Annotated in this window: 16 protein-coding genes and 1 pseudogene; 3 read left to right on the top strand and 14 right to left on the bottom strand. The window is 44.0% G+C overall.

What is annotated here, in order from left to right:
* Positions 1–49 precede the first annotated feature (49 nt).
* The 7 genes from M1F17_RS07305 to M1F17_RS07275 form a co-directional block, all read right to left on the bottom strand.
* Positions 50–2236, bottom strand: coding sequence for a hypothetical protein (locus tag M1F17_RS07305; protein WP_131680564.1), 2187 nt, complete (start codon positions 2234–2236; stop codon positions 50–52).
* 51 nt (positions 2237–2287) lie between these two features.
* Positions 2288–5305, bottom strand: coding sequence for a type III restriction-modification system endonuclease (locus tag M1F17_RS07300; RefSeq protein WP_207392880.1), 3018 nt, complete (start codon positions 5303–5305; stop codon positions 2288–2290).
* 1 nt (position 5306) lies between these two features.
* Positions 5307–7175, bottom strand: coding sequence for a site-specific DNA-methyltransferase (locus M1F17_RS07295; RefSeq protein ID WP_131680565.1), 1869 nt, complete (start codon positions 7173–7175; stop codon positions 5307–5309).
* A 60-nt stretch (positions 7176–7235) separates the two neighbouring features.
* On the bottom strand, positions 7236–8039 hold the full coding sequence (locus tag M1F17_RS07290) for a DUF4391 domain-containing protein (protein ID WP_131680566.1): 804 nt from the start codon (positions 8037–8039) through the stop codon (positions 7236–7238).
* Positions 8032–11301, bottom strand: coding sequence for a helicase-related protein (locus M1F17_RS07285; protein ID WP_131680567.1), 3270 nt, complete (start codon positions 11299–11301; stop codon positions 8032–8034). Before M1F17_RS07285 ends, M1F17_RS07290 begins: the two co-directional genes overlap by 8 nt.
* Positions 11302–11315: 14 nt before the next feature.
* Positions 11316–11495 carry a methylation-associated defense system helix-turn-helix domain-containing protein MAD1 gene (gene mads1, locus M1F17_RS07280; RefSeq protein ID WP_039532421.1) on the bottom strand — a complete coding sequence of 60 codons (180 nt, stop codon included), beginning with the start codon at positions 11493–11495 and terminating at the stop codon, positions 11316–11318.
* Between the two features lie 156 nt (positions 11496–11651).
* Positions 11652–12107, bottom strand: coding sequence for a hypothetical protein (locus M1F17_RS07275; RefSeq protein WP_207392883.1), 456 nt, complete (start codon positions 12105–12107; stop codon positions 11652–11654).
* Positions 12108–12229: 122 nt separating this feature from the next.
* On the opposite strand from M1F17_RS07275, the gene M1F17_RS07270 reads away from it, so the two are divergent.
* The gene (locus tag M1F17_RS07270) at positions 12230–12439 is read left to right on the top strand and encodes a helix-turn-helix domain-containing protein (RefSeq protein ID WP_113594272.1); all 210 of its coding nucleotides are present in this window, start codon (positions 12230–12232) and stop codon (positions 12437–12439) included.
* A 31-nt stretch (positions 12440–12470) separates the two neighbouring features.
* On the opposite strand, the gene M1F17_RS07265 is transcribed toward M1F17_RS07270, so the two are convergent.
* The 5 genes and pseudogenes from M1F17_RS07265 to M1F17_RS07245 all read right to left on the bottom strand — a co-directional run.
* Positions 12471–12926 (bottom strand): hypothetical protein, encoded by a 456-nt coding sequence (locus M1F17_RS07265; protein WP_131680568.1) that lies wholly within the window; start codon positions 12924–12926, stop codon positions 12471–12473.
* Positions 12907–14943 carry a hypothetical protein gene (locus tag M1F17_RS07260; protein ID WP_131680569.1) on the bottom strand — a complete coding sequence of 679 codons (2037 nt, stop codon included), beginning with the start codon at positions 14941–14943 and terminating at the stop codon, positions 12907–12909. Before M1F17_RS07260 ends, M1F17_RS07265 begins: the two co-directional genes overlap by 20 nt.
* Positions 14940–16670 carry a hypothetical protein gene (locus M1F17_RS07255; RefSeq protein ID WP_318837102.1) on the bottom strand — a complete coding sequence of 577 codons (1731 nt, stop codon included), beginning with the start codon at positions 16668–16670 and terminating at the stop codon, positions 14940–14942. Before M1F17_RS07255 ends, M1F17_RS07260 begins: the two co-directional genes overlap by 4 nt.
* A complete protein-coding gene (locus M1F17_RS07250) occupies positions 16663–17952 on the bottom strand; it encodes a tyrosine-type recombinase/integrase (protein WP_239407500.1) in 1290 nt (429 codons plus the stop codon). The genes M1F17_RS07255 and M1F17_RS07250 overlap by 8 nt, the downstream gene beginning before the upstream one ends.
* 98 nt (positions 17953–18050) lie before the next feature.
* Positions 18051–18689: pseudogene (locus tag M1F17_RS07245) on the bottom strand (type I restriction-modification system subunit M N-terminal domain-containing protein); the annotation flags it as partial.
* A 250-nt stretch (positions 18690–18939) separates the two neighbouring features.
* Between M1F17_RS07245 and M1F17_RS07240 the strand changes: the two are divergent.
* Positions 18940–19704: a hypothetical protein gene (locus M1F17_RS07240; RefSeq protein ID WP_131680572.1), complete on the top strand. Its 765-nt coding sequence runs from the start codon at positions 18940–18942 to the stop codon at positions 19702–19704.
* 41 nt (positions 19705–19745) lie between these two features.
* Here M1F17_RS07240 and M1F17_RS07235 read toward each other — a convergent pair whose 3' ends face one another.
* Positions 19746–19955: a helix-turn-helix transcriptional regulator gene (locus M1F17_RS07235; protein WP_131680573.1), complete on the bottom strand. Its 210-nt coding sequence runs from the start codon at positions 19953–19955 to the stop codon at positions 19746–19748.
* Between the two features lie 595 nt (positions 19956–20550).
* Between M1F17_RS07235 and M1F17_RS07230 the strand changes: the two genes are divergently transcribed.
* Entirely contained in the window at positions 20551–21075 is a 525-nt protein-coding gene (locus M1F17_RS07230) for a hypothetical protein (protein WP_131680574.1), read from the top strand.
* Between the two features lie 75 nt (positions 21076–21150).
* Here M1F17_RS07230 and M1F17_RS07225 read toward each other — a convergent pair whose 3' ends face one another.
* Positions 21151–21735 (bottom strand): inovirus Gp2 family protein, encoded by a 585-nt coding sequence (locus M1F17_RS07225; protein WP_131680575.1) that lies wholly within the window; start codon positions 21733–21735, stop codon positions 21151–21153.
* Between the last annotated feature and the right edge of the window lie 363 nt (positions 21736–22098).

Below are 22098 nucleotides of genomic sequence, written 5' to 3'. Positions count from 1 at the left end.
TCATCCTGCGCGTCATCTCTATTGTTGACTTCAGAATGAGACGTTGCCATTAGTTTCCAAGCTGTTTCACCTCATTGTACAAGGTATAAAGACGATGAGCAGACATATCAAGGATTGGCTCATACATAAATGAGTTCAAATGTATGTTTTCTGGTGTCATCAAATTTACTTGATCCAGTAAGCGTATGATGTCTGTGTGACCTGGAAGCATTTCAACATACTTATCAAACAGCTCTCGTGTCTGATTAGATTCGATACTATCTACAAATGCTTGGTCATTAATCTGGGCAATCATGAATTGCTCTGCTTTCAGCCGGATAGCCATTGCAACAATAACTTTGGATTCAAGCTCAGGTGACTCATGCGCAGCGCTTGATAATACGTCTGCCTTCTGAAATATCTTGTCAATCACACGTGATGTAGTATCTGGCAGGATCAAGGCAGGCTTATCTACAAGTACAGCTCGATATATATCTTGTAATTCCTGCACCGTGATGTTTTGACTATTTGCCTTTAGATGAAGCAGTGATGTCAGTGTTAAGTAATGAGCATCGTACCCACAGTATTCAGCGAGATTTCTAACAAATGGAATACTGGCTAGCATGTAATGCTCATTTTGATGCATATCTCGCTTCCAAGCGACGAATACATCATTCTGGTACTTTTCAGGATTAAGTTTTATTTCCGTCGATGTCTTAGTAGCCAGCATTCGCCTATTGCGCGCAACGCGATTTCTGCTTCCAATTATTCGACCACCTACAATTCTATGAAAATCGAAGTTATGCGTAAGAATCAAAAGGTAGAAATGTGTAACCTGAGCAATATCACGAAGGTACTCAACGATTGCATACTTATTTTTGTAATCAAAGGAGTCGGCAATATCGTCTATGACGATCAATATCGGTGCGCCTGCGTTCTTTTTAGCTTCAATTTCAAAAAGAACATTCAGGATGTAAAGTGCACGTTTCTCGCCTTGGCTTAGAGTATCAAGCAAGGTTTCATGTTTAACCTGCTGCTGACCACCGCGACCATCATCAAAGTCAAACTCGATAGATGGGGCAGCGTTATTAAGAATGACATCATCCTGATTGTCCACCCTAAGCTTGAATGGAACGGAAAATCGCTTGTTGAATATATCGACAACGCCCTTCCAAATCGTTTCCTGCTGCTTCGCTTGATCAATAATGTATTTAACTTTTTCCTGATTTGACTTGTAGGTTGAGACAAGGTCATCCCAAACTGATTGGTGTGATTGAAGATAGCCTGTAATCAGCTTTTTCTTGAAGCCCTTTACGTCCTTATATTCCGGCAATAGCTCTTGGTGTTCTGAAATAAAATCTCGAAAGGCATGAGTCTCTTTTGTGGTTAGCTTTTTATCGACCTTGCTAAATTTTTCTTTCAGTTCGGGATTCTGAAAAACCTTATTCTGCTCTTCCTGCAGAATTTCATTTAAACGGTCTTTGGAAGTTACTTCTTGCTTTTGGCCATTAATTGAAAGATTGACGCTATGAGATGCATCAAAGAAGCCTGTATCGGAGAGGCTTTTAGAAACAGTTCCCGCTTTCTGGTGATTGAAACTCCTCGACAAAACCGCTGATTCGCTAATGAGTTTTTCATAGGTTTCCACATAACCAGTCAACTCCTGCTCGAAACTCTCTGTAGCAGCGAGATCCAGAACCTTTGGATTAAAAAGATCTCCATACTTAAACTCGGCAAAACTAGAATAATCTTGCGCAGTCTGAAGCTTCAATTCAACCAACAGGTCAAGAAACTCCTTTTCCGGCCGATCAAATGCTTCACAGATCAACTCCGGAATCGCTTTGTTCTGCTTTCCTGATGACTTTGCTAACTCCTTTATTAGCAGGGCTCTTTTATCATCGACTTCTTTTAAGGCCTCGTCATAGTCACGCTTTAGGGCCTCATTAACCAATAGCGTGGAAACCTGCTTGGAGCTATAACTTTCGTCGTATGAATTAATTACCATTATCTGGCCAGCATCAACTGGCTGGCCATCTAAAGTAACAACTCGTTTCGTTGCTCGCTCAGGAAAGATAACGTCCTTTGACTGCCTGTCGTCTTCAATGTCCTTTAGTGTCTTGGCCAGAGAGGTTTTCAATGTTCCATTGGGCGCATACAAAGAGCACACGCCGTCAACGCCATCAATTCTGGTAAAGTCTAACTCCTGCACCAGTTTATTGATGCCATAACAGTTCTCCAGATCCAGTCCAAGTTTCATTTTGACTTCCTTTTAAAATCGTTCATTTCAAAAACTGTGAATTAACAATGCTCACGCATACCTGCTTGAAAACTCATCCATCGAATTAGATACCGTAAACTTCACGTCATCACCCAGTGCTTCAAAGTGTGCATAACCACATTTGATTTTGGCATTTTCCTCCGGACGTCGTTCCACCGAGAAAAGCGTGCTCTTGGTTTCGACGACAAAATAGAGTTTTTCTTTCCCATCCTGATCAATCAACACTGCCCAGTCGGGGTTGTATCCACCCAATGGCGTATCGATTTTGAACCATCCGGGGAGCTTGGCGTAGATCTTAATATCGTCGTTTAACTCGAACGCCGAGGCAAATTCCAGCTCGATATCGGAGTCGTAAACCACATGGTCAAAAACGGACTTTTCGGCCTTAACCATGTTGTCTTTCAGATAACCAAACAATTCGTTCTTTTGGAATAATTCCTGAGCATAGAATTGGTCATCACCAATTTTGTGATACTTGATGCCATCGACGATAAACAGGCGCATCTGGCTTTTGATGATGCTGGCGGCCTGCTCGATAAATTTCTGCGGATTGTTCTTGAATGATTCCAGGCGACCGCTTTTGTTGATAATGGTAACAATGGTGCGGCGTGTCAGGTTGGTTTCGTTCTGTAAATAAGTAATCAAATCGGGCAAATCGAACGCGCGCGATTCGTACAGGCTGCTTGTTTCCTGAACCTGTTGTGTATGCACCCCACCACGGTCTATTTCAGTCTTAGCCTTACGATAGGTGAAGCGAGCCTTGCCGACCTGAAGGTTAATTTTGATCTCTTCAGCGCACTTTTCAATCAATGCGTTGGTATCAAAGTCCACGCGGAACGTGGTTTTGTATTTAATACGATCCCACAGCGCCTGAAACTCGGGGCTCAGATACACCGCTTTGTTCAGGGAAACCTTGGCTTTGTCGTCACGGTTTTTGATGTTCAGATTACCGGATACTTTTTTCAGTACCGACACAATCTGTGCTGCATGGGGCTGGAATACCTCCGGCAACGCCAGAGTACCGCTCTTTAACGATACCTTGAGGCTATCCTGAACTTTGCCCTTGTTGTCAATGTGGCCTTCGCTCTGCAAGTGATCCCACAGTTGTTTGGATGCTTCGGTACCCAAGTATTCGTGATTGTGATCATCAACCAGCACCACGATATTGGCAAACAGGTGCTTTTCAACCACACCAAATTTGATGCCTTCTTCGTTTTCGATTTCCTTCTGCAATTGCTCTGCAAATTGCTCGTAGGATTCATTGGCCATTACGGTGAGTGTATTCACCGCAAAACCGTGTACCCGCTCACCATTCTGATTTACACAGATACGCAAGCCCCGACCAATTTCCTGACGTTTTTTAATGACAGATGTGGTTTCGTTCAGGGTGCAGATCTGGAACACGTTCGGGTTATCCCAACCTTCCTTCAACGCTGAATGAGAGAAGATAAACTTCAGCTTCGAATCAAAGCTCAGCAGTTTCTCTTTATCTTTCATGATCAGGTTATAGGCGCTTTCATCAGCAGCGGTTTTACCCGATGAGTCTTTCACCATCTCGTTGCCTGAGCTGTCTTTCTTCTTGTCGACCGAGAAATAGCCGTTATGCACACCATCCGCAGCCGTATCCAGATCGGCACCTTCAAATAGCTGGCTGTACTTGGGTTTGCGAATGGCGCGATCGTATTCTTCTTCAAACATCAGAGCGAACTTACCCTTTTGCGGGTTACCGTCTTCGTCGTACCAGCGGTAGTTGGCGACCTTGTCGATAAAAAACAGGCTCAGAACCTTAATGCCCTGTGGGCGTAGGCGCATTTCTTTATCGAGATGTTCTTCAATGGTCTTGCGGATCTGCAGGCGTTTAAACTCATCCGGGTCTACTTCGCCCAAGGTCTGACCCAGTTTCAGAATATCGGACTTACTGGTAAAGCTGATGTATTCATTGCCCTGTTCGCAGTAGACGTCATCAATGATGTAGCCGTCGTACACGTCGCGGCCACCGCTGTACTTGGCATCCAGCAAATCCGTTCCGCTGGTTACCGTAACTTCCTTACGCTTAATACTGCCATTCTTCAAACGAGCATCAATTTCGATTTTGGCACTGTTCGGGCTTTTCTTGTTGTTCACACTAATCAGCTTGATATAGGCCTTGTTATGGCCATCCTTTACCTCAATGCCAGCCACTTCAATTTGCTTAACGAGTTTTTGCTCGTAGGCATCGACTGAATCCAGCTTGTAGAGCATATGATGCTTTTCGACGTGTGTTGCAGAATAACGCAGTGTACACATGGGGTTAAGCGAGGCGATTGCCTCTTTACTTTTATCGGTCGTGTCAACGCTCTGCGGCTCATCCACAATTACAATCGGGTTGGTTTGCTGGATAAACTCAATTGGCTTGGCACCGGTCATGCGGTCGTGTGCCCGGTGAATGATGTTGGCTTTGCTCTCTTGTTCCGGGTCGGTAAAGCTTTTCCGGAAGGCATCGATATTGATCACCATGATTTGAATATCGGGGCTAGTGGCAAAGTTGCGAACATCGGACAGCTTACTGGAGTCGTAAGTGAAATAATCAAAAGCCACGTTTTCGTACAATTCTTTAAAATGATTCGCCGTAATTTCCAGTGACTTCTGCACCCCTTCTTTAATGGCGATTGACGGCACCACGATAATAAACTTGGTAAAACCATAGAGCCGGTTCATTTCGAAAACCGTACGCAGGTAAACGTAGGTTTTACCTGTGCCGGTTTCCATTTCCACCGTCAGGTTGATGCCGCCTTTTGAATCAAAATCTTCTGACGGCGCGAGGCCATTTTTCAACTGTATTTTGCGGATATTGGCATGGATATCTTCATCCAGCAGGCGCAGGCGGTTACCGATACCCAGGCTATCTTCCTGAGTACCATAAAACAGCGTTCCTTCCTCCCAGGATTGCAAAGGTGCCACAGTGAAGTTAGTTTGGCAAATTTCCTGACCGGCGAAGACGCCCGTAACGGACTCAATCGCCTGGCGCTGATAATCCAGATTGGCATCGAACTGAATCTTCATGCTCATTTTAGAGGCTCCTTACGTCTTCAATACCAGCCTGTTTGAGAATCTGTACTGCATTGGTTTTTACCACGTCGTCGGCAAAACCGGCGTCTTTGAATACCACTCGCATGATTTCTGGCTTCAGTTCGTCTTTGAGCTTAGCGATGCCTTCTACGACATCAAGGGTAATGTCGTCTGACAGGCAAATCATCAGCGCCCCCATGCCGATATCAAATACCTTATGGCCCGCCACGCTATGCTCTGTAATCGGCAAGGTCAGGTCTAGGCCGTACTTCAGCAGCACCTCAAAAAGCACATCGTCTTCTTTACGATCAAGCTTGATATTGGAGATCTGCTCTTCCAGATCCTGCTCAGTCAGATCAAAGTCCAGCTCCCAAGGCTTGATATTGGTAGAGTCGAGTTTGAAAACTTTAAAACCGAGGTCGCCTTGGTAATCTGGGTTTTCTTCTTTGATTTTGGCGGAAGCTCGTCGAACACGCTGCTTACTGAGGTCCGCAATGGTTTTATAACCTTCTTTAAACGCGAGCGAATCTTTTTCAATAACCTCGGGCAACTGAACCATAATAAACTTTCGACCGCAACTTTCCTCTACGTTAAGTTGGTATACTGCATGGGCAGTTGTTGAAGAACCTGCAAAAAAATCCAGGATCAAATCATCGGACTTGGTAGATATTCGCAGACATCTTTCAATAAGCCCAACTGGCTTCGGAGTTTCGAATACTTTACTTTTTAACAACCCCTTAACGGTCAAACTACCCTTTTTGTTACCCTCTATTCCCTGCCAAAGGTTAGAAGGCTGTTTAAGCCTTCCTTCTAAATAGAATTTCTGATACGGCTTCCAACCATCATCTCCCTTCTTCCATTCAATTCGATTCTCAGAAATAAGCTTGATATACGAATCTTCACCACATCGCCAACGACTTTCATACCCAGTTGGACCTACTGGATATATATCGTTTCCATCGGGGTCCTTTATTGCGTAATACATCGTGGGCCTATCTTCTCTGCGGTCTTCACCACCTGTTTTTCGAAGTGATCGAGTAAGATACTTGCCCCATTGATCTTCTTGATCGTAGATCTTTTCATCTTCTTTAGAGAAAGGAAGACCTAGGAGTGCAGCTGAAGATGTTTTTGCATAGACCAAAACGTAATCAATTTCATTCACAAGTATGTCGTAGCCTTGCCCACTTGGCGTACCTGTTGGCCTAGAAACTATTCCACGGCAGTTTTCTTCTCCAAAGATTTCGTCGCATATTTTTTTTAAATTGGCAATCTCGTTATCGTCGATAGATATGAATATAACCCCATCATCTTTCAAAAGGTTCCTAGCCAACTTCAAGCGCGGATACATCATATTTAACCAGTCCGTGTGATAGCGTCCGCTGGTCTCTGGATTATTTGATAGATTTCTTCCTTCACCATCTACCTGACCGGTGATCTCTTTATAGTTTTTGATATTGTCTTTGAAGTTATCTTTATAAACAAAGTCTTTACCCGTGTTATATGGAGGGTCGATATAGATCATCTTGACCTTTTTGTGATAGCTCTTTTGCAGGAGCTTGAGCACTTCGAGGTTGTCACCTTCGATAAACAGGTTCTGAGTGTTATCCCAATCAACGGATTCTTCTTTGCAGGGGCGTAAAGTGCCGGTGCTTGGGGTTTGTGCCAGCATGCGGGCTTTGCTTTTGCCATTCCAGGTGAAGCTGTAGCGTTCTTCACGGCCATCGATATAGTCACCTAGCACTTCTTTCAGCGCATCGAAGTCGACTTTGCCTTCGCTAAAAGCTTCTGGGAACAGTTCTTTGAGTTTACTGATGTTGTCGGCGACTATGTCCATGCTCTGTGAATCCACTTCTGGAATAACGTTTTTCACTGTGTATCCTCTCAATTCTTTTGTTTTCGGCTTATTTCAGCTTCTACTATTTCAATTCGGTTATAGGGTTTCAGCGATCTGCTTGAGCCGCTGTTCCTGCTGTTTAATCTGGGTATTCAACACAACCTGCCGGCTGAACTCTGCTTGTTTGATCTGGGCACGCAGTTTTTTAATATCGTTCTCGATACTGCGATAACGGTTAATTTGGTCTGCCTGGTGTTGGGCAGATTCAGCGCTTGCCAGATGAAATCGACCACTGATTTCAGCACACTGAAGCGCTTGTATGCGGCACATAAAGGCTTGGTAAAACTGCCAAAAATTACTGTGTGGCAAGCCAGTAAAGTTCAGGCTGTTAACAAACGCTTGTTCGCTTTCAGACTTGCTGCCGAGTTCTAACCAAGGCGATAGCTGAAAATCTTCGATGACCCACTTTGTTTGATCTGCCTTGTTTATGCGCTTGTCAGCCAGGCAGATAGCCAGTTGCTCGCCTGTTGCTTCTGTTCCTTTGCTTTCAGTATTCACAAAGAAGATCACCAATGGGTAAGGTACAGCCCGGTTGATCAGCTGACCAGTTCGTTCAGCACTTTTGGTATTGTTTAATTCCACATACAGAAACGCCAACTCACCATAATCACGAAGGTCGTCACAAAAAGGCGCGATATTGATGGTGCTGGGCTTTAGGGTGTAGAGCCAGCGGATTTTATCAACATCATCTTTCAGAGCCTTTTTGTCTTTGGCATCCAGGTCGGCATGCTGCTGAAACATCTTTTTAAACAGGGGTTTATTGAGCACACAGCTACTGGGCACGTTCAGGCCTTCCAGAAAGGCTTCGAATTGTGGCAAGCCTAATCCCAGATCAGACATAGCCTTCTCCTTCGCTAGCAGCTTTCAGTATCAGGTACGACACCACCATAAAGTCTTCAATGCCCTGACTGGAGGTGGCAGTCAGTACGGTACCGCCTTTGGTAAACAGGCTTTCGATGCCTTTTTCTTCGCTCTTCCCAGCAACGCTATCGACGGCAACGGCCAGCAGATGCTGGAAGTGGCTCATATCACCCCCGTGGCGTGTCATGCGGTTAACTTCAGTAATAGCGAGTTGATCGGGCGCTTTGTGCTTAAAGGCTTCACGCTTGAGCAGATCGAGTATCTTTTTACTTTGGGTAAAATTCAGCTCAACCACCGTGCTGCCTTCGGCATCTGCGGTCACGTAGATCAGGAAGTACGGTGCCAGTGGGTAGTTATCATCGACCTGAACGGCTTCTTTACCACTGCGGATATTCTTCAGGCAGAAGATAACGCCCGGTTTAATGTCATCGGCGGCCAGATCTTGGTCAATACTGACGGCGGCATACAGCCCTAGCGGTGCTTGCTCCAGCGTTGTGAGGCGGGCTTTGTCGTTCATATAGCCTGACAGATCCATGCGGAAATCATTGAGGGTCAGGTCGGTAATGGATACACCACCGCTCATGTCTTCCAGATCGACGACCGCGTCTTTGAGTTGCTGCAGTTGTCTGCGCCGGTATTCAAGGTCATTCATGTCTTTGGCGCTTTCATCAATGACGTTTTCTTCACCGGTTGCAGAGATATCCAGCAAGACCATGCGTCCGGAGACACGCGCTTCCAGGTTGATGTATTCGTCCAGCTCCATGTTGGGCCAAAAGTTGATGAGCTGGATTTGCGTGTTTTTACTGCCAAGACGGTCGATACGGCCAAAACGCTGAATGATGCGTACTGGGTTCCAGTGAATGTCGTAGTTGATGAGCGTATCGCAATCCTGCAGGTTCTGACCCTCACTGATGCAGTCGGTGGCGATCAGCAAATCCAGTTCGGTAGTGGCAGTTGGGTCGACTTTGCTGCGCTCTTTGGATACCGGCGAGAAGCCGGTCAGAATGTTATTGAGGTCAGAACCTAAGCCCGTCAAGGTGGTTTTATTGGTACCGCCGCCCGTCACCAATGCACTGTGAATGCCTAATTCGGAATGCGCCCATTGCGCCAGATGGGCATACAGGTATTGCGCCGTGTCGGCGAACGCAGTAAACACGATCACTTTTTTGTTATCTGGGTTGAGTGGATTCCGCACTTTTTGTGCAATGGCCTGTTTAAGCTGCTCCAGCTTTGCATCACGACCGGCATTCACACTTTGTGCTGTTTTGACAATGTGGTTTAAAAATTCACGGTCAGCCTCCAGTTCCTGTCGGAAGCGAATCAGATCCATATCCTGCAGCAACACTTTGGTTTTGTTGCCCACGATGTAACTTTCCAGTTCAGTGGACTCCAGTTCAAAGTCGTGAATATCCTCGATATTCAGCTCGGTCAGTTCTTCTGATTCGTGGGCATCAATTTTGGCCAGCAGTCGGTCGACCTGCTGAGCGAGCTTGGTGGCCGTCAGCGTGAACGAGTGAATGGAGCTTTCCATACGCTTGAGCAAATTAACGCGCATGAGGTGAATCAGGCTTTCTTCACGGTCTACTTGTTTGAATACACCTTTACCACCTCCCACAGCTTTATCGTAACGACGGGCATATTCGGCTTTTTTGGCTTCGCGCACGAATTTCAGCGGAGAATAACCCGCAAGGGACAGTCGCCTGATGGTTTTGTTAACGTCTTTTAAGGGCGGAAACTCACCGGAGGCATCGATGTCGGCGTAGATATTTTTCGGTGGCAAGCGAGTCGGGAAGCGGCCGATATCTTCGGTGCCGTAGTACTTTTCTATGTGTTTTCGGGAACGAGCAATGGTAACGATATCGAGCAGTTTGAAGTAATCAAAACTCATAATGTCGAGCAAAGCCGCCGTGGTACGCTTTTCGACCGGTTCGCTCACCCATTGGTTGAACTGCTTCTGGGCAAGTCGCAGGGTGGATTCAATATTTTTGATACCCTGTTCGGCGAACGCATCATCCCGACCTTCAGTAATGAAGGCGACCTGATTTTTCAGATCGTTCATGCGATTGTTGACCGGCGTTGCCGACAACATCAGCACCTTGGTTTTGACGCCTGAGCGGATAATATCGTTCATCAGGCGCTCATAGCGGCTTTTACCTTCCGCCTTGCTCGGTGTGTTACGGAAGTTGTGGGATTCGTCGATGACCACCAGGTCGTAATTGGCCCAGTTCAGTGTCTCCAGATTGATTTCGCCCGAGTAGCCTTTCGGTCGGGTCAGATCGGTATGGTTCAGTACGTCGTAATTAAAACGGTCAACTGCGAGCAGGTTGCGCTTGTCGTTGACCGTGTACATGGTCCAGTTGTCACGAAGCTTTTTCGGGCATAGAACAAGGACCCGATCGTTACGCAGTTCGTAGTATTTGATCACAGCCAGGGCTTCAAAGGTTTTACCCAAACCCACGCTGTCGGCAATGATGCAGCCGTTGTGCTTTTCGAGCTTGTCTATTGCACCCAGCACACCGTCTTTCTGGAATTTGTAGAGTTTGTTCCAGACCAGGGTATCTTTAAAGCCAGTTTTACTGCGGATGATGCTGTCTTCGTCGATGTCTTCGAGGAAGTCTTTGAACAAATGAAACAGCGTAAGGAAATAGATAAAGCTGGCCGGTTGATCGGCGGCGATGCTATCCAATTTGGCGATGAGGTCATTCTTAATATCACGAAGACTCTGTGCATCTGCCCAGACATTATCAAACCACGCCAGAAGCTGCCGGGTGCTCTCAGCGTCAGACAAGCCCATGTTCATATGCAGCGAATCGCAGCGTACGTCGCCGAGCCCGGTTGGGCTGAGCGTGGCACTGCCGCTAATGACAAAACTTTGCTCAAGCGAGCCTGTTTGTTTGGGTACACCCAGGTGAATAATGTTCTGCCCAGGCTGAGGCCGCACACTGGCTTTCACTTCAGCCTTGTTTGCCAGCCATTGCGAGAACTCGCTGGCAATGCGTTTTTGTTGCAGCTGATTCAGCAGGCGAACCTCTGATTCAGAACCAACCAAGTTCTGCAGATTGAGCGAATCCCATTCGCTGAAAATGATCCTTGCTGACTCCAGCTGCTTCAGCTCGTGCTTCAGCGAGGCAAAACCGTACAAGGTAAATAGACTCGACAGAACAGAGAGCTTGGAGCCAGAAAAGGTATGTTTTTTCAGTTCGATACCAACGTGGCCGCTGTTTTTGTTATCCAGTAACACCCCGAAATTCCCTATTATTGTCTGTCATTCTTTTGTTCTTCTATCCACTTTTCGATGTCTTCACGCTTGAAACGCCAGGATGTGCCCACTTTGAAGGCAGGTATTTTCGCTGACGTAGCCATACGGTAAACAGTTCGCTCGTTGAGCTTGAGATACGATGCGACATCCTTAACTGTCATTATTTGCTCACTCATTTGCGTTATCCGCACTCTGTTGAGGTTAATGATTTAGTGTCGAAATAGTACAAGGTTGTCATCAGATGATCAATATTGTTACCCGTTATCAAACAAAAGAAGCCGTCTAGGTCAGGGGGGAATAAATAGGAATTGCTACCTAGAGATAGAATTCGTCTACACCCACCGCACTAGCTCCCGTACAGGGACATCGTAAAAATCTTGAGTAATACGATTCTGGATACTGTCATCGTCCAGGTACTTTGCCAGCTTGTTAATGACGCTTACCGGGTGCCGTTTCAGTTCAACTGCTATCTGCCGGACAGTGCAAGCAGAATCAATCATGTCGTACAGAACCTCTTCGTCCGTCTTGCTCCATATTTTTCCGAAACTCTCCGGGAATTGAAGTTCACCAGTCATGTATCGGTGATAGAAGTCTGACAGCTCTCCCATAAACACTTCCGAGATGCCTCCATCCTGGGTCACGTGCTGGTATCGCCCAGATCGGGGCCAAAAGTACCATTGCCGCCCTTCGAGTTGCAGTAGGAACTTGTATTTGCTAAGTTTTTTATAACTAACTCCGGGGTGATTTCGGATCGCTTCCCAATATTTTTGCTTCTTATCGTTCCACATATGCTCGCCAATAGCCCAGTCGATAGATTTAAGACTACCTAAGAATAACAAAAATGAGCGATATATCCCGTGGTGATATATCCAACATTTGGTGATAGTTCTGTCTTTTGGGCAGAACAAATATGAAAGATCCAAGACTGGTCGCTTTTGGTGAGAAGGTTCGCAAGATACGGAAAGAAAAAGGCCTCTCGCAGGAGGCTTTGGCTGACTTAGCCGGTATTGATAGAAGCTATATGGGGCATATAGAGCGCGGTGACCAAAACATCACTCTGACAAAGATCCATCAAATCGCTGACGCCTTGGAGATTCCGGTCGTAAATCTCATTTCTTAGCGGATTTAGGCCCACGCCCTGTGCCAACTAATCATGAGGGCTTCTTCGAATTAGAAATGAAGTGAACATTACTTGCCGGTAGCTGAGCTTGTAGACGCTGGTTCTCAAGTGTCAGTTCCAGTATCCGAAATTGAGCATCCAGCAACTGCCCAAGGGCTTTATCTCGCTGTTCTTCCAGCACCTTAACCTTTTCCAGTAGATCTCGGTTCCTCGATCTTTGCGCAAGCATCATCTGTCTGGGCGATTTTTGCGCTGCTTCATCCTTATGGCTTTCTATCCAGGCTTGAATATCCGCAACCAGCTCAGGGAACCTTGCTCTGCGAAGGGCGGAAGGATCTACCCCTGCTTCTTTGGCAACATTGTTCTGACTGAGTGGCGTCCCTTTCGGCAGAATATCTGGCTTGCCCACCTTGAGGCGTTCGAAAGCCTCCCTGAATTTCAGTTCGGCCTTGCTAACTTTTCTTGGTTCAATTGCTTTCGATAACATGGATTGCTCGCTCTGCGGATTCTAATTGCGCTTGTAATGACTCATATAAAGGGGAGTCTGGCGCAGCGTCACTGATCTGAATAGTAATAACGTTTTTAAGCTGTTTAATCATTGGTAGCTTTGCTTTATCTAACAATGCCGATGCGCATGGCTTATTGCTGCTAAATCCCATACAGGAACTGATATTGCTGATCCCTCCAAGCGGGCAAGGCGGGCCTGAATTGGCGCAACCACCAAGGAATGTTTGACGGTAACTGATCCGTCCTGATTTTGCGGCCTTGAGCAACTGCTCATGGTCTTTCTCCGATATTTCAGAGAGGATCTGCTGCTTGCGCTTCTCACCGTGTGGCGAAACATACTGATCAGATTGGAGCGCTTTAAACTCCCGCACCATTGATTGATACATCTCACGCAAGTAATAGGCACGAGCTTCCTCATTCAATGGTTCTTTGAGTCGGTAGTAGTTTTTTCCGTAGTATTGGCTCATAGCGCGCGAGGCGTGTTTCAGCTGGTACTGAAGAGACGCTTCGGTCACCAATCCACTGGCAAGCATATTGACAGCACCGGTGCGTCGTAATTGATGCCAGGCAAGAGGCCAAACTTTGCCTACGGCAAACTTCTCTGGATCAAGGCCAAATGTCATTCTATTGGCCATTTCCAGATCAGCTTCGGTAATCGTCAGTTCCTTATCATCAAAGAGTTTTGGCCACAGGTTTTTTGAGATGTCACCGTATGACCGAATCTTTTTGTACTTTTTGGTTGATTGAGATTTAGGCGCTTTGGAGCTCCATGGTTCATGCTGAAGAGATTGAAGAATTGGGTTCTCGACATCTTCCTTTGATAATTCTAAATAGGGGTTCTCTCTTGCTGCCTTTGACCGCATGAAAGCAACGATTCTCATTGCTTTCAGAGCTATTTCAACGGAAGGTGAAACAATCCAGCGAGCATCAGAATCCTCAATGGTTTTTGTTGTTACACCTTTTAGCATGTGAATATCTTCACCTAACTGATCACGTTCAACCTCATAACAATCAGCACGAAGTTTGGAGCCCTCTTCAATTCGCATCAAAGAAAAGTTCAATAGATAAGCCAATCCAACACTGCTAATTAAAGAGAGGTAAGTAGTAAGTGATCTAATACCAGTAACGTTATTGAACAATACCCAGCGATCAAGTAATTCCGATATACCAAACTCTTCTGCAGTCTCTGTAAACAAACCATAAAAAACTCTTCCTGTTCGGCTTTTTCCTCTTATACGCGAGCTTCGAAATGGCCCATTGATGCCAAGGCCACCAAATGATTTTGATAACTGACCTCCAGCATTTCTGGCATAAGCTGACAAACAAAAATCGTAACAGGCCTCAACTTGTTCTTGATGCAACAGAAAGTCTTCCAAGCATTCCCGAAGACGTGAAACCTGATAACTCCATATCCTCGCTGGTATATAAGCTGTCTGAGTCGAATCATTCGTTGTTAATACGCTGCTAAGTAGTTTAATTCCGCTTTCGTCAAGCAAGACAAACCCTAAAGTCTCTCGTGCGATGAATAATGAATGGAGGCATTCAATCAAGCGATTTCCGCGTTGCTTATAATATTCGGATAACTTCTCGATGACCTTGGGATATCTATAGAGCTCAGTAGCCAGAATACCGGCATCTGTGCAGGCCACAAACAGGGGTTTTATCGTCTCAAACTTAAACACCAATGCCTTGGCAGAACGAATAGCCGCTTCGCCCCAAAGCCACCACGCTACAACTTTACGCAATAACTCCGCGTTCTGAGGGCTAACTCTTTTTCCCTGACCAGAACCATCCCCAAAGTAAATGGTGAGGGTGTGCCCAGACCAAGGTGAAAGATCCCATCTTACGTCACCATATCGAGACACAACATGGCCATAGGCATCTATCACAGCAGGAAAATCCGGCGCAGGGGGCCAACTGTCAGGTTTAAAATTCAGCGCATCTTCTTTTGATAAGGCCGATTCAATCTGCAATCCCGGGAAGTAAGCCAAATTCATGCAATTACCTCCATCAGCTCTATATGGCCACTCCAATAGGGGTGATATTTACCGGCACGAATCAAATCCTGAGATTCACTTACCCACATTGCTCGTATTTCGCTGCCAGACGCTATTGCTTCAAGTTTTTTGTTTATTCTTTCAATAACCCGGTATGCAGGATGAATGTCTTGCTTTTCCGGTGGTTTATACAGGTTTGCTTCCAGGCTCTTGATCTTTGCGTGCGAGGCAAGTTTCCAGCAATAATCAGGACTCATAACGTCTCGATGCTTAGTACAAAAAAGACAGCCTTCTGGGCTGGTACAGTCCGGTTTCGGCGCTTCTTTAGCTATACCATTGATCGACTCGGGGGCACGATCTTTGTCGATACATACACCCGGCCCAGGTGGCGTATAAGCAGGATCTGTTGATGCATGGAACCGGACTATTTCGGATGTCGCTGATTGATGATGTGGCCTTTCATAATCACGGAGAAGGACTTCCTTATCATGGGCCATTTGCTCAGCCGTAAGTTCGAGATCGTTGCTTCGCCTGAGTAGCCAGTTTACTCTGGTTTTACGCAGCTCCTGTGGCCCTAAAATCCGAGCATCAATTTTCTTGAAGGATTCTTTCAATGTGTAGAATCCAATCTTTGAATCTTTTGCGCGAATCATGCCTCGACTTTGTAAAGGGAAAAGCCGGGTATCGTGTTCAGCAAACCCTGTGTCATTCAGCCACTGCAAATATCGCTCGAGATGTTCCTTATAAGAGCGATAGCAACGAAAAACAGCTTCGCCGCTGCGTCTCCCCTTGTATACGCGGAAAACCTCCAGATCGTCACCGTTAGACTTCCAACGATAAGTTTCTCTTTCAAGCGCTGATGCCTGAGTCAGATTCATCCCTGTTTGTGCGATGAATATCAAAAGCTCAGATTCTATTCTCAGATTTAGTATTCCCGATCTTTTATGCCGATCGAAAAGGCTTTCACTCTCCATCAGTGGCGCTCTGGCTTTCTCAGCATTTTTCCTGACGGTGCTGCACTTTATAGATTCGACATCCATTTCCGGATTAAGGAGGCTTCCTGCAACCACCAAGGTCTTGCCGCCTTGCAGCGCAATACGGATAGGTAGCCGTCCTCTGACCGTCGCACAATCCAAGGCGTCACAGATCGACCTCAGGCAATGACCAAACTCAAATGTACTGCTGAGATTTTGCTTATCTGCGCTGCTGGTCAGTACGCTCTTTTTTGCGCTAGGTTTTCTGATCCTTGTTTGCATCAAAAGTGCGCTGCCAGGCTTAGCTCCAGGAAGTTTTAAGGCTCTAGCGATGAGATTGGCTAACTTTGAAGTCTGTCTGTAAACGTAAATTTCAGACACTTCCTTTTTGATTTTTGATCTATATAACTGGTATTCCGACCATTTCTTGAAGTTGGTTACCACTTTATCTCGAGACATAGTCAATGAGTTGGTATCTGAGCATGCAAAGAACCGCCAAAGCACTTCCAGACTGCCTTCGATAAGTGAACGAGAGCGCCCCTGACTTATCATGCTGGAAATAGCTTCATGAAATGCGCATACAATCGGAATTCGAAGAACGTCAACATCATCGACTGAGGAATGATGTATCGATTCCATCGCATTTTTTCTCGGTACACATGCAACACCATGATGAAGCAATATGTTCAGGTTCCAAGGGATTTGATGCGTACCAAGACTCATGCCCGGGAAAGTAAGATTTAACTCATGCATTGGCACGCCCTCTAGCCAATCCCATAAAGGCTTCCGAAAAAGCTTCCGCTGCATCTGACATTGCTTTGTTTGCTTCAATAAACTTGATGTATTTCATCGTTGTACTTTCATCTCGGTGCAAACATGCCTCCCTTACAAACTGGATGGCATCACCGACTGGCATGAACTTTAGCGCCACGCGCATTAACTCTGTGGCAAAAGTGGCTCTTGTGCGATGGAAATGAAAACCGCGCATCACTTGCAGCCCAGCTCTTTTACCAGATGATCGGAGACGAGACATTTCCACGTTAACCGCTCGGCTATCATCTCCGCTGTACGAGTTGCCATAGCGAGTAAGGAATAGTAGGTCCCTATCTTCATGACTCGCTAACATTTGGCGTTTCAGCCTTCTCGTACTCATGGAATAGGCAATAAGTGTTTCGAGAAGCTCCTCAGGTATTGGCACTGAACCGGAAACGCCAAACTTGGTTGAGACCATTGGCCTAGCACCAGGACCAACAGCTAATCGCTTCCAACCGACTTCAGGAACCAGGGTTGCGTTGTGAAGAGTTTGAACCTTCAGATCGGTAATTGAGCCAATGCGCAACCCTGTGAAAAAGCCAATTCGTAGCATTAGCGAAAGCTCTTCGGTTGCGCTGCAATCTGCCAGCGCGAGAATTTCTTTCATTGCAGAAACAGTTACTGGGAGAAGGCCATCCTCAAGCTGTATGGCCCCAGCAACCTTTCGATTGGGAATGGCAAGGTCTGTACTGGCAACTCGCATGGTATGTTCGAGACCAAACGGATTGGTTAATTTGATTCCAACAAATCGCTGCTCCCACATTGGCCATTCTGGTGAAATTAATCGACGCGATTGTGTCCATTTATAGAAACGGATGACTGCTGCCATCCTCTGCGAAGCAGTGCTTGGAGCAAGCTCACCATTATTTCTGGCGGCAACAAGTGCTCCACGAAAGCGAACAAGGCAACGCTCACTTTCTCGCTCTGGGAAATGCCACCATTGGATTGACTCTGCTTCTAGCCATTTTGCGTAGGCAAGCAGGTGAGACATATTGGATCGAACGGTTTTCAGATCCCGTTTTGATGATGTTGCCTGATCCAGGGCCCAAAGATTTGCTTCTGCCCAGGTTGAATTATCTTCCCAGACTATTTGGGGAAGATTTTTGATCGGTTTTCTTTTTAGTGGAGCCCACTGTAACGAGCCGTCCGATATTTCTGCTCGATGAGGCTGATAGTTGATTTGCTCAAGGCTTGCCATTGATTTCCCCCTTCGACGACTCAATGCCGTTCAGGAAGGAATTACTTCTGAGCATAGAGTAGTCTAATTTGTCACCATTGAAACATGTATGGTGTGCGATTAAAACTTGGTATGTAACGTTTGCCTGCTGTAGGGTCGTAGATTGAGCGAACTAAGCCCGAACTGGTTAACTCTTCTTCGTTAGTGAAAAGCAATGACGTCGTCAGCTCAACAATATCCCTTGGGGTAAAGTGTTCCCCTGCGGTTTCATTCGAGCTTTCTGCAAAGCGTCGGATAAGCTCTTCAAACACTAAACCCATACCGTAGTTGCTAATGGTGTCAGGGTGAAGATCTGTGGTCGCAAAACGTTTTGCAACTTTATAAAGCAGGTCGGCTTCTTCCAATTTATCGTTGGTATTGAAAAAGTCGAAGTGCTCAAAAATCTCACGGGCATTTGGGCTAAATGATTGAATATAGTTCTGAAGATTATTCGCTACGCCTGTTTCACCCAGACGGTTCAAATCCATTTTTGAGGTGTTATAAAAGCTTAACTGAGCAGCATGGGTAAGTAGTTTGTCCTGCGCTTCAATCGGCATTGATTTTACTGCATTATATTTAGCCAGAACATCAGCCTTTGTAGCTGCAAGGACACACTCTAAGCGCCTTAGTAGAGTGAAAGGAAGAATGATGCGTCCGTATTGAGATTGCTTGAAGTCGCCACGTAATAGGTCAGCTACTGACCATAGAAATGCCGCTGTTGAAGAGAAATTGTTATTAGTCATTGTAATCAGCACATTGAATATTAAAAAAGTTAACTGATTGTACCTTTATAACAAGCCTAGTGGTAGCGACAGGAGACGCAAAAAGCATATGTTAAGAAGTTTATACACCTATTTATTAAAAGATCTTATAAACATTACCTTTGAGCTCATAATGTATTTCTATTCAATAAATTAGCAAAAAAACAAGCAGGCTGTTATAACCATATGGCTCAGCTAGAGTAAAGTAAGTTAACCTCATAGGAGTAGAATAATGGAAACTATAATTATTCAAATAAAGAAAAAATTTGAATCAAAAGCACTTGAAATCATACAGAATCAACAAGAGAAACAAAATAGTCAAAATTCCCCCCCGATTGATTTATTCAACAATCTTGTAAATCGCTTCCAAAAACAAGTCAATAAGTTTAATAAACCTGATTTTGAACATGACTTTAATCCTGAAGATGGTATTCTTATGAGAGATAATGAAGGTGTTCTCTCTGATTACTACTTCAATACAATTACCCAAAATACCACTTCATCACAGCTTCATTACGCTATAGGACTTTATGCTGCATCGGAATTAGAACTTCAAGCTCACAACACACAACAAGCATTTGACTATCTTCTTGATGCTTACTATCGTATTGGTTATTGTGATGGTTTAAGTTCATATCCGTCCGGAAATACTTCAGATAAAGCTTTGGAAGAGCGAAGAGCCGACTTTTCAAGGCGTGGCTCAAAAAATAAGCGAACTCAAGATTCTGAAAAAACGAAAAAAGAAGTAATTGATTACCTTACAGCAGATCCTGATAAAAAGAATTGGAGGTCTTATCGTGAGGCCATTAAAGATATAATTCCAATGTTAATACAGAAATCATTAGAACTAGAAGGTACAGAATCGTCATTTAAAGTCAATAAAGATACAATTAGAAGTAATTTAATGACCTGGTTTAGACCAAAAAGTGGTGATTCAGAATCCAATAAAAATTATCAGCAATCAATAAAAAACATTTTTTCTGAGAAATCAAAATAATATTAGTTCATGGCGGCAATTGCAGCCGCCATATCTATCTTTTACCCTCTTTTATTTTTTTTAGCTTCTAACCAGTTATTTATTTCATCTTCAAGCCAACCAACCATTGTTTCGCTAATCTTAACTGGCCTCGGAAAATCACCTTTGAACCTTGGTGACTTGTGATTTAGCCAGTCATATAATGTTGATTTACCGATTTTCAATCGGCTAATCACATCCTTCACTCTCAAAATAACCATTTGATTTTTCATAACATATCCTTTTTTAATTGATAGATTTAACTATTTCTTGTTGACCAAATACAGGATATGTATTCTCTTTTTCTAATACTAGTAGCAGAGCTTGAGTAAAAATTTAAGCTCAGCTCAACCGCGCAATAAATGAACAATTAGTATTATTTTGTATGAATCTCGACCTTTTAACATTCAAAAAAAATATTCACTTAGAGTCATACGTATGCTCAATACTCTTAAAAAGGTAGAATTGAAAATTCTTAAGAAAAAAGTATTTAACCTATGTCATTATTGTTCTAGATTTCTAAGCAAAAGGATTTCCAACAATGAATACCTTTATGGTTACAAGACAAGATGAGATTTTCCCGAGAAGCAATAGTGAACAACTATTTCAAATACAAGATGATTTACTTTTTGACTGTATCGGAATAGGAAAAGCATGTTCTAATGATCCAAATCGAGTTACTGGTTTTAATTGTGGAAAGCGGTTTGGGTACGCATTACTAACCTATTTTTTATCTAGAGCTTTAAACATTCAAAGACTCCCTTTCTGGAAGACAGAATTTATACTGACTACTTCAACTATCACTATGATCGTAATGAAAAAGAAATATTGAGCACGCTAGATAGTGATAAAGTTCAGAAAATATGTGATGAAGTTTTACGGCTATATCAACACACTCAACTCCACTTAGCTAAAATATCAGCTCAAACTATCTTCATACGTCGTGAACTAAGCAATAAAAATGGTTATGTCGATAAAATACTTAAACTCAAAAGCTGCGCTGAATTATTAGGCCTTACTGAAATTAAGATTGAAATGGATACATTGAACTCATTTGGCGACCAAAACTGCTACTGGGCAGATATTGCATTAGAGCTAGAAGTTCCTGCAAAAGACATATTTTACTGTAGCCAGCTCATAGCTGACCGTCCTTTCCATTCAAAAACTGTGGAGTCTGGTGAATGGATTGTTATCAATCGGTCACCAACTGGTGTTGTACACATTCCTGTTTCGAGTATTCGTATTCGTTCAGGTAAACATATCGATATGAAACCATTGAGCAAGAGTGAAGCAGAATCATTTATAAGTAATTATTATCCTATTGAACTACGCACATTATTTGATAGAAGCTAAAAAATCATTGTGAGGGCAAATCCTCTTGCCCTTGAAGTGGTCAACTAATAACACTAAAGTATCCCTATAGATAAGTTATCTACGACTCATCCCTATAGACCGATAGCCATCGTGATAGCTCTTTGTATGGTCTTTCGCTAAGTAATCTAGACGCCCCTGTAAATTCGCCAATTGTTGGAGATATTCACGTTTATTCACATTGAGTACATAAATCCCGTTTTTCGTGAAATGAACCAGCCCTTTGTATTGGTCTAGCTCAATGCCCAACGCACTACACCATGCTTGCTGGATCAGTCCTGCTAAGCTGGTCGTTGATCCAAAGTGTCCTGCACTCCAGTAAAAATCTTTATTCAGCAGTAATAAAGCGTGGTAATGCTTACGATGATTACGTTCACCAATCTCACGTACCCAGATATACCGTAAACGATTATGCCAGTTACGTTCCCAATCGTGATTTTTATTTTTACTCGCGACTTTAACCTTTGCTTTCAACGATTCGATAAAACGCGTTATCTCTTTATTTGAATCACCATATTGGTAATCAGAAGGAAAGTGAAGATCGATTCGTAATGCAAGCGTACGAGGAAACTCTCGTACGGCATCATTAATCACATCCGAGAAGGCTTGCTGATATTGCGCATTATACGTATACGGTTTCATCTTTATTTTGACATTCCTTAATTAGATATTAAAAGGATGTGTCGGTATCAGTAATTATGTTATTCCAATCTATATTATTATGATGATAACCAATGAGGCATAAGAGATGTCACCTCATTAATTAACTGAGCATACATTTAGCTAATGGAATTAGAATCCATTAGCTACGAAATGGTATTAATTATAAATTATCATTAAATATATATAGTAATTTATATATGTATTCATTAATAATACATATATAATGATAAACATATATTACTATACCGACACGATAAAACTTAACGATTAGAGAAAAACAAAAGCCATAGACATTCATTAACTTAGAAAAACGTCAGAATTGTGATTATTTCACTCTGATAT

The sequence above is a fragment of the Providencia sp. PROV073 genome (assembly GCF_033688125.1).
Lineage (GTDB): Bacteria > Pseudomonadota > Gammaproteobacteria > Enterobacterales > Enterobacteriaceae > Providencia > Providencia hangzhouensis.
The sequence above is the reverse complement of the archived record's forward strand: the minus strand, read 5'-3'. Positions and strand labels throughout refer to the sequence as shown.

Excerpts from the sequence above, each read along its gene's own strand:
- M1F17_RS07305 (WP_131680564.1), bottom strand. The coding sequence starts at position 2,236 with ATGAAACTTGGACTGGATCTGGAGAACTGTTATGGCATCAATAAACTG.
- M1F17_RS07300 (WP_207392880.1), bottom strand. The coding sequence starts at position 5,305 with ATGAGCATGAAGATTCAGTTCGATGCCAATCTGGATTATCAGCGCCAG.
- M1F17_RS07290 (WP_131680566.1), bottom strand. The coding sequence starts at position 8,039 with ATGTCTGATCTGGGATTAGGCTTGCCACAATTCGAAGCCTTTCTGGAA.
- mads1 (WP_039532421.1), bottom strand. The coding sequence starts at position 11,495 with ATGAGTGAGCAAATAATGACAGTTAAGGATGTCGCATCGTATCTCAAG.
- M1F17_RS07275 (WP_207392883.1), bottom strand. The coding sequence starts at position 12,107 with ATGTGGAACGATAAGAAGCAAAAATATTGGGAAGCGATCCGAAATCAC.
- M1F17_RS07270 (WP_113594272.1), top strand. The coding sequence starts at position 12,230 with ATGAAAGATCCAAGACTGGTCGCTTTTGGTGAGAAGGTTCGCAAGATA.
- M1F17_RS07265 (WP_131680568.1), bottom strand. The coding sequence starts at position 12,926 with ATGTTATCGAAAGCAATTGAACCAAGAAAAGTTAGCAAGGCCGAACTG.
- M1F17_RS07260 (WP_131680569.1), bottom strand. The coding sequence starts at position 14,943 with ATGAATTTGGCTTACTTCCCGGGATTGCAGATTGAATCGGCCTTATCA.
- M1F17_RS07255 (WP_318837102.1), bottom strand. The coding sequence starts at position 16,670 with ATGCATGAGTTAAATCTTACTTTCCCGGGCATGAGTCTTGGTACGCAT.
- M1F17_RS07240 (WP_131680572.1), top strand. The coding sequence starts at position 18,940 with ATGGAAACTATAATTATTCAAATAAAGAAAAAATTTGAATCAAAAGCA.
- M1F17_RS07235 (WP_131680573.1), bottom strand. The coding sequence starts at position 19,955 with ATGAAAAATCAAATGGTTATTTTGAGAGTGAAGGATGTGATTAGCCGA.
- M1F17_RS07225 (WP_131680575.1), bottom strand. The coding sequence starts at position 21,735 with ATGAAACCGTATACGTATAATGCGCAATATCAGCAAGCCTTCTCGGAT.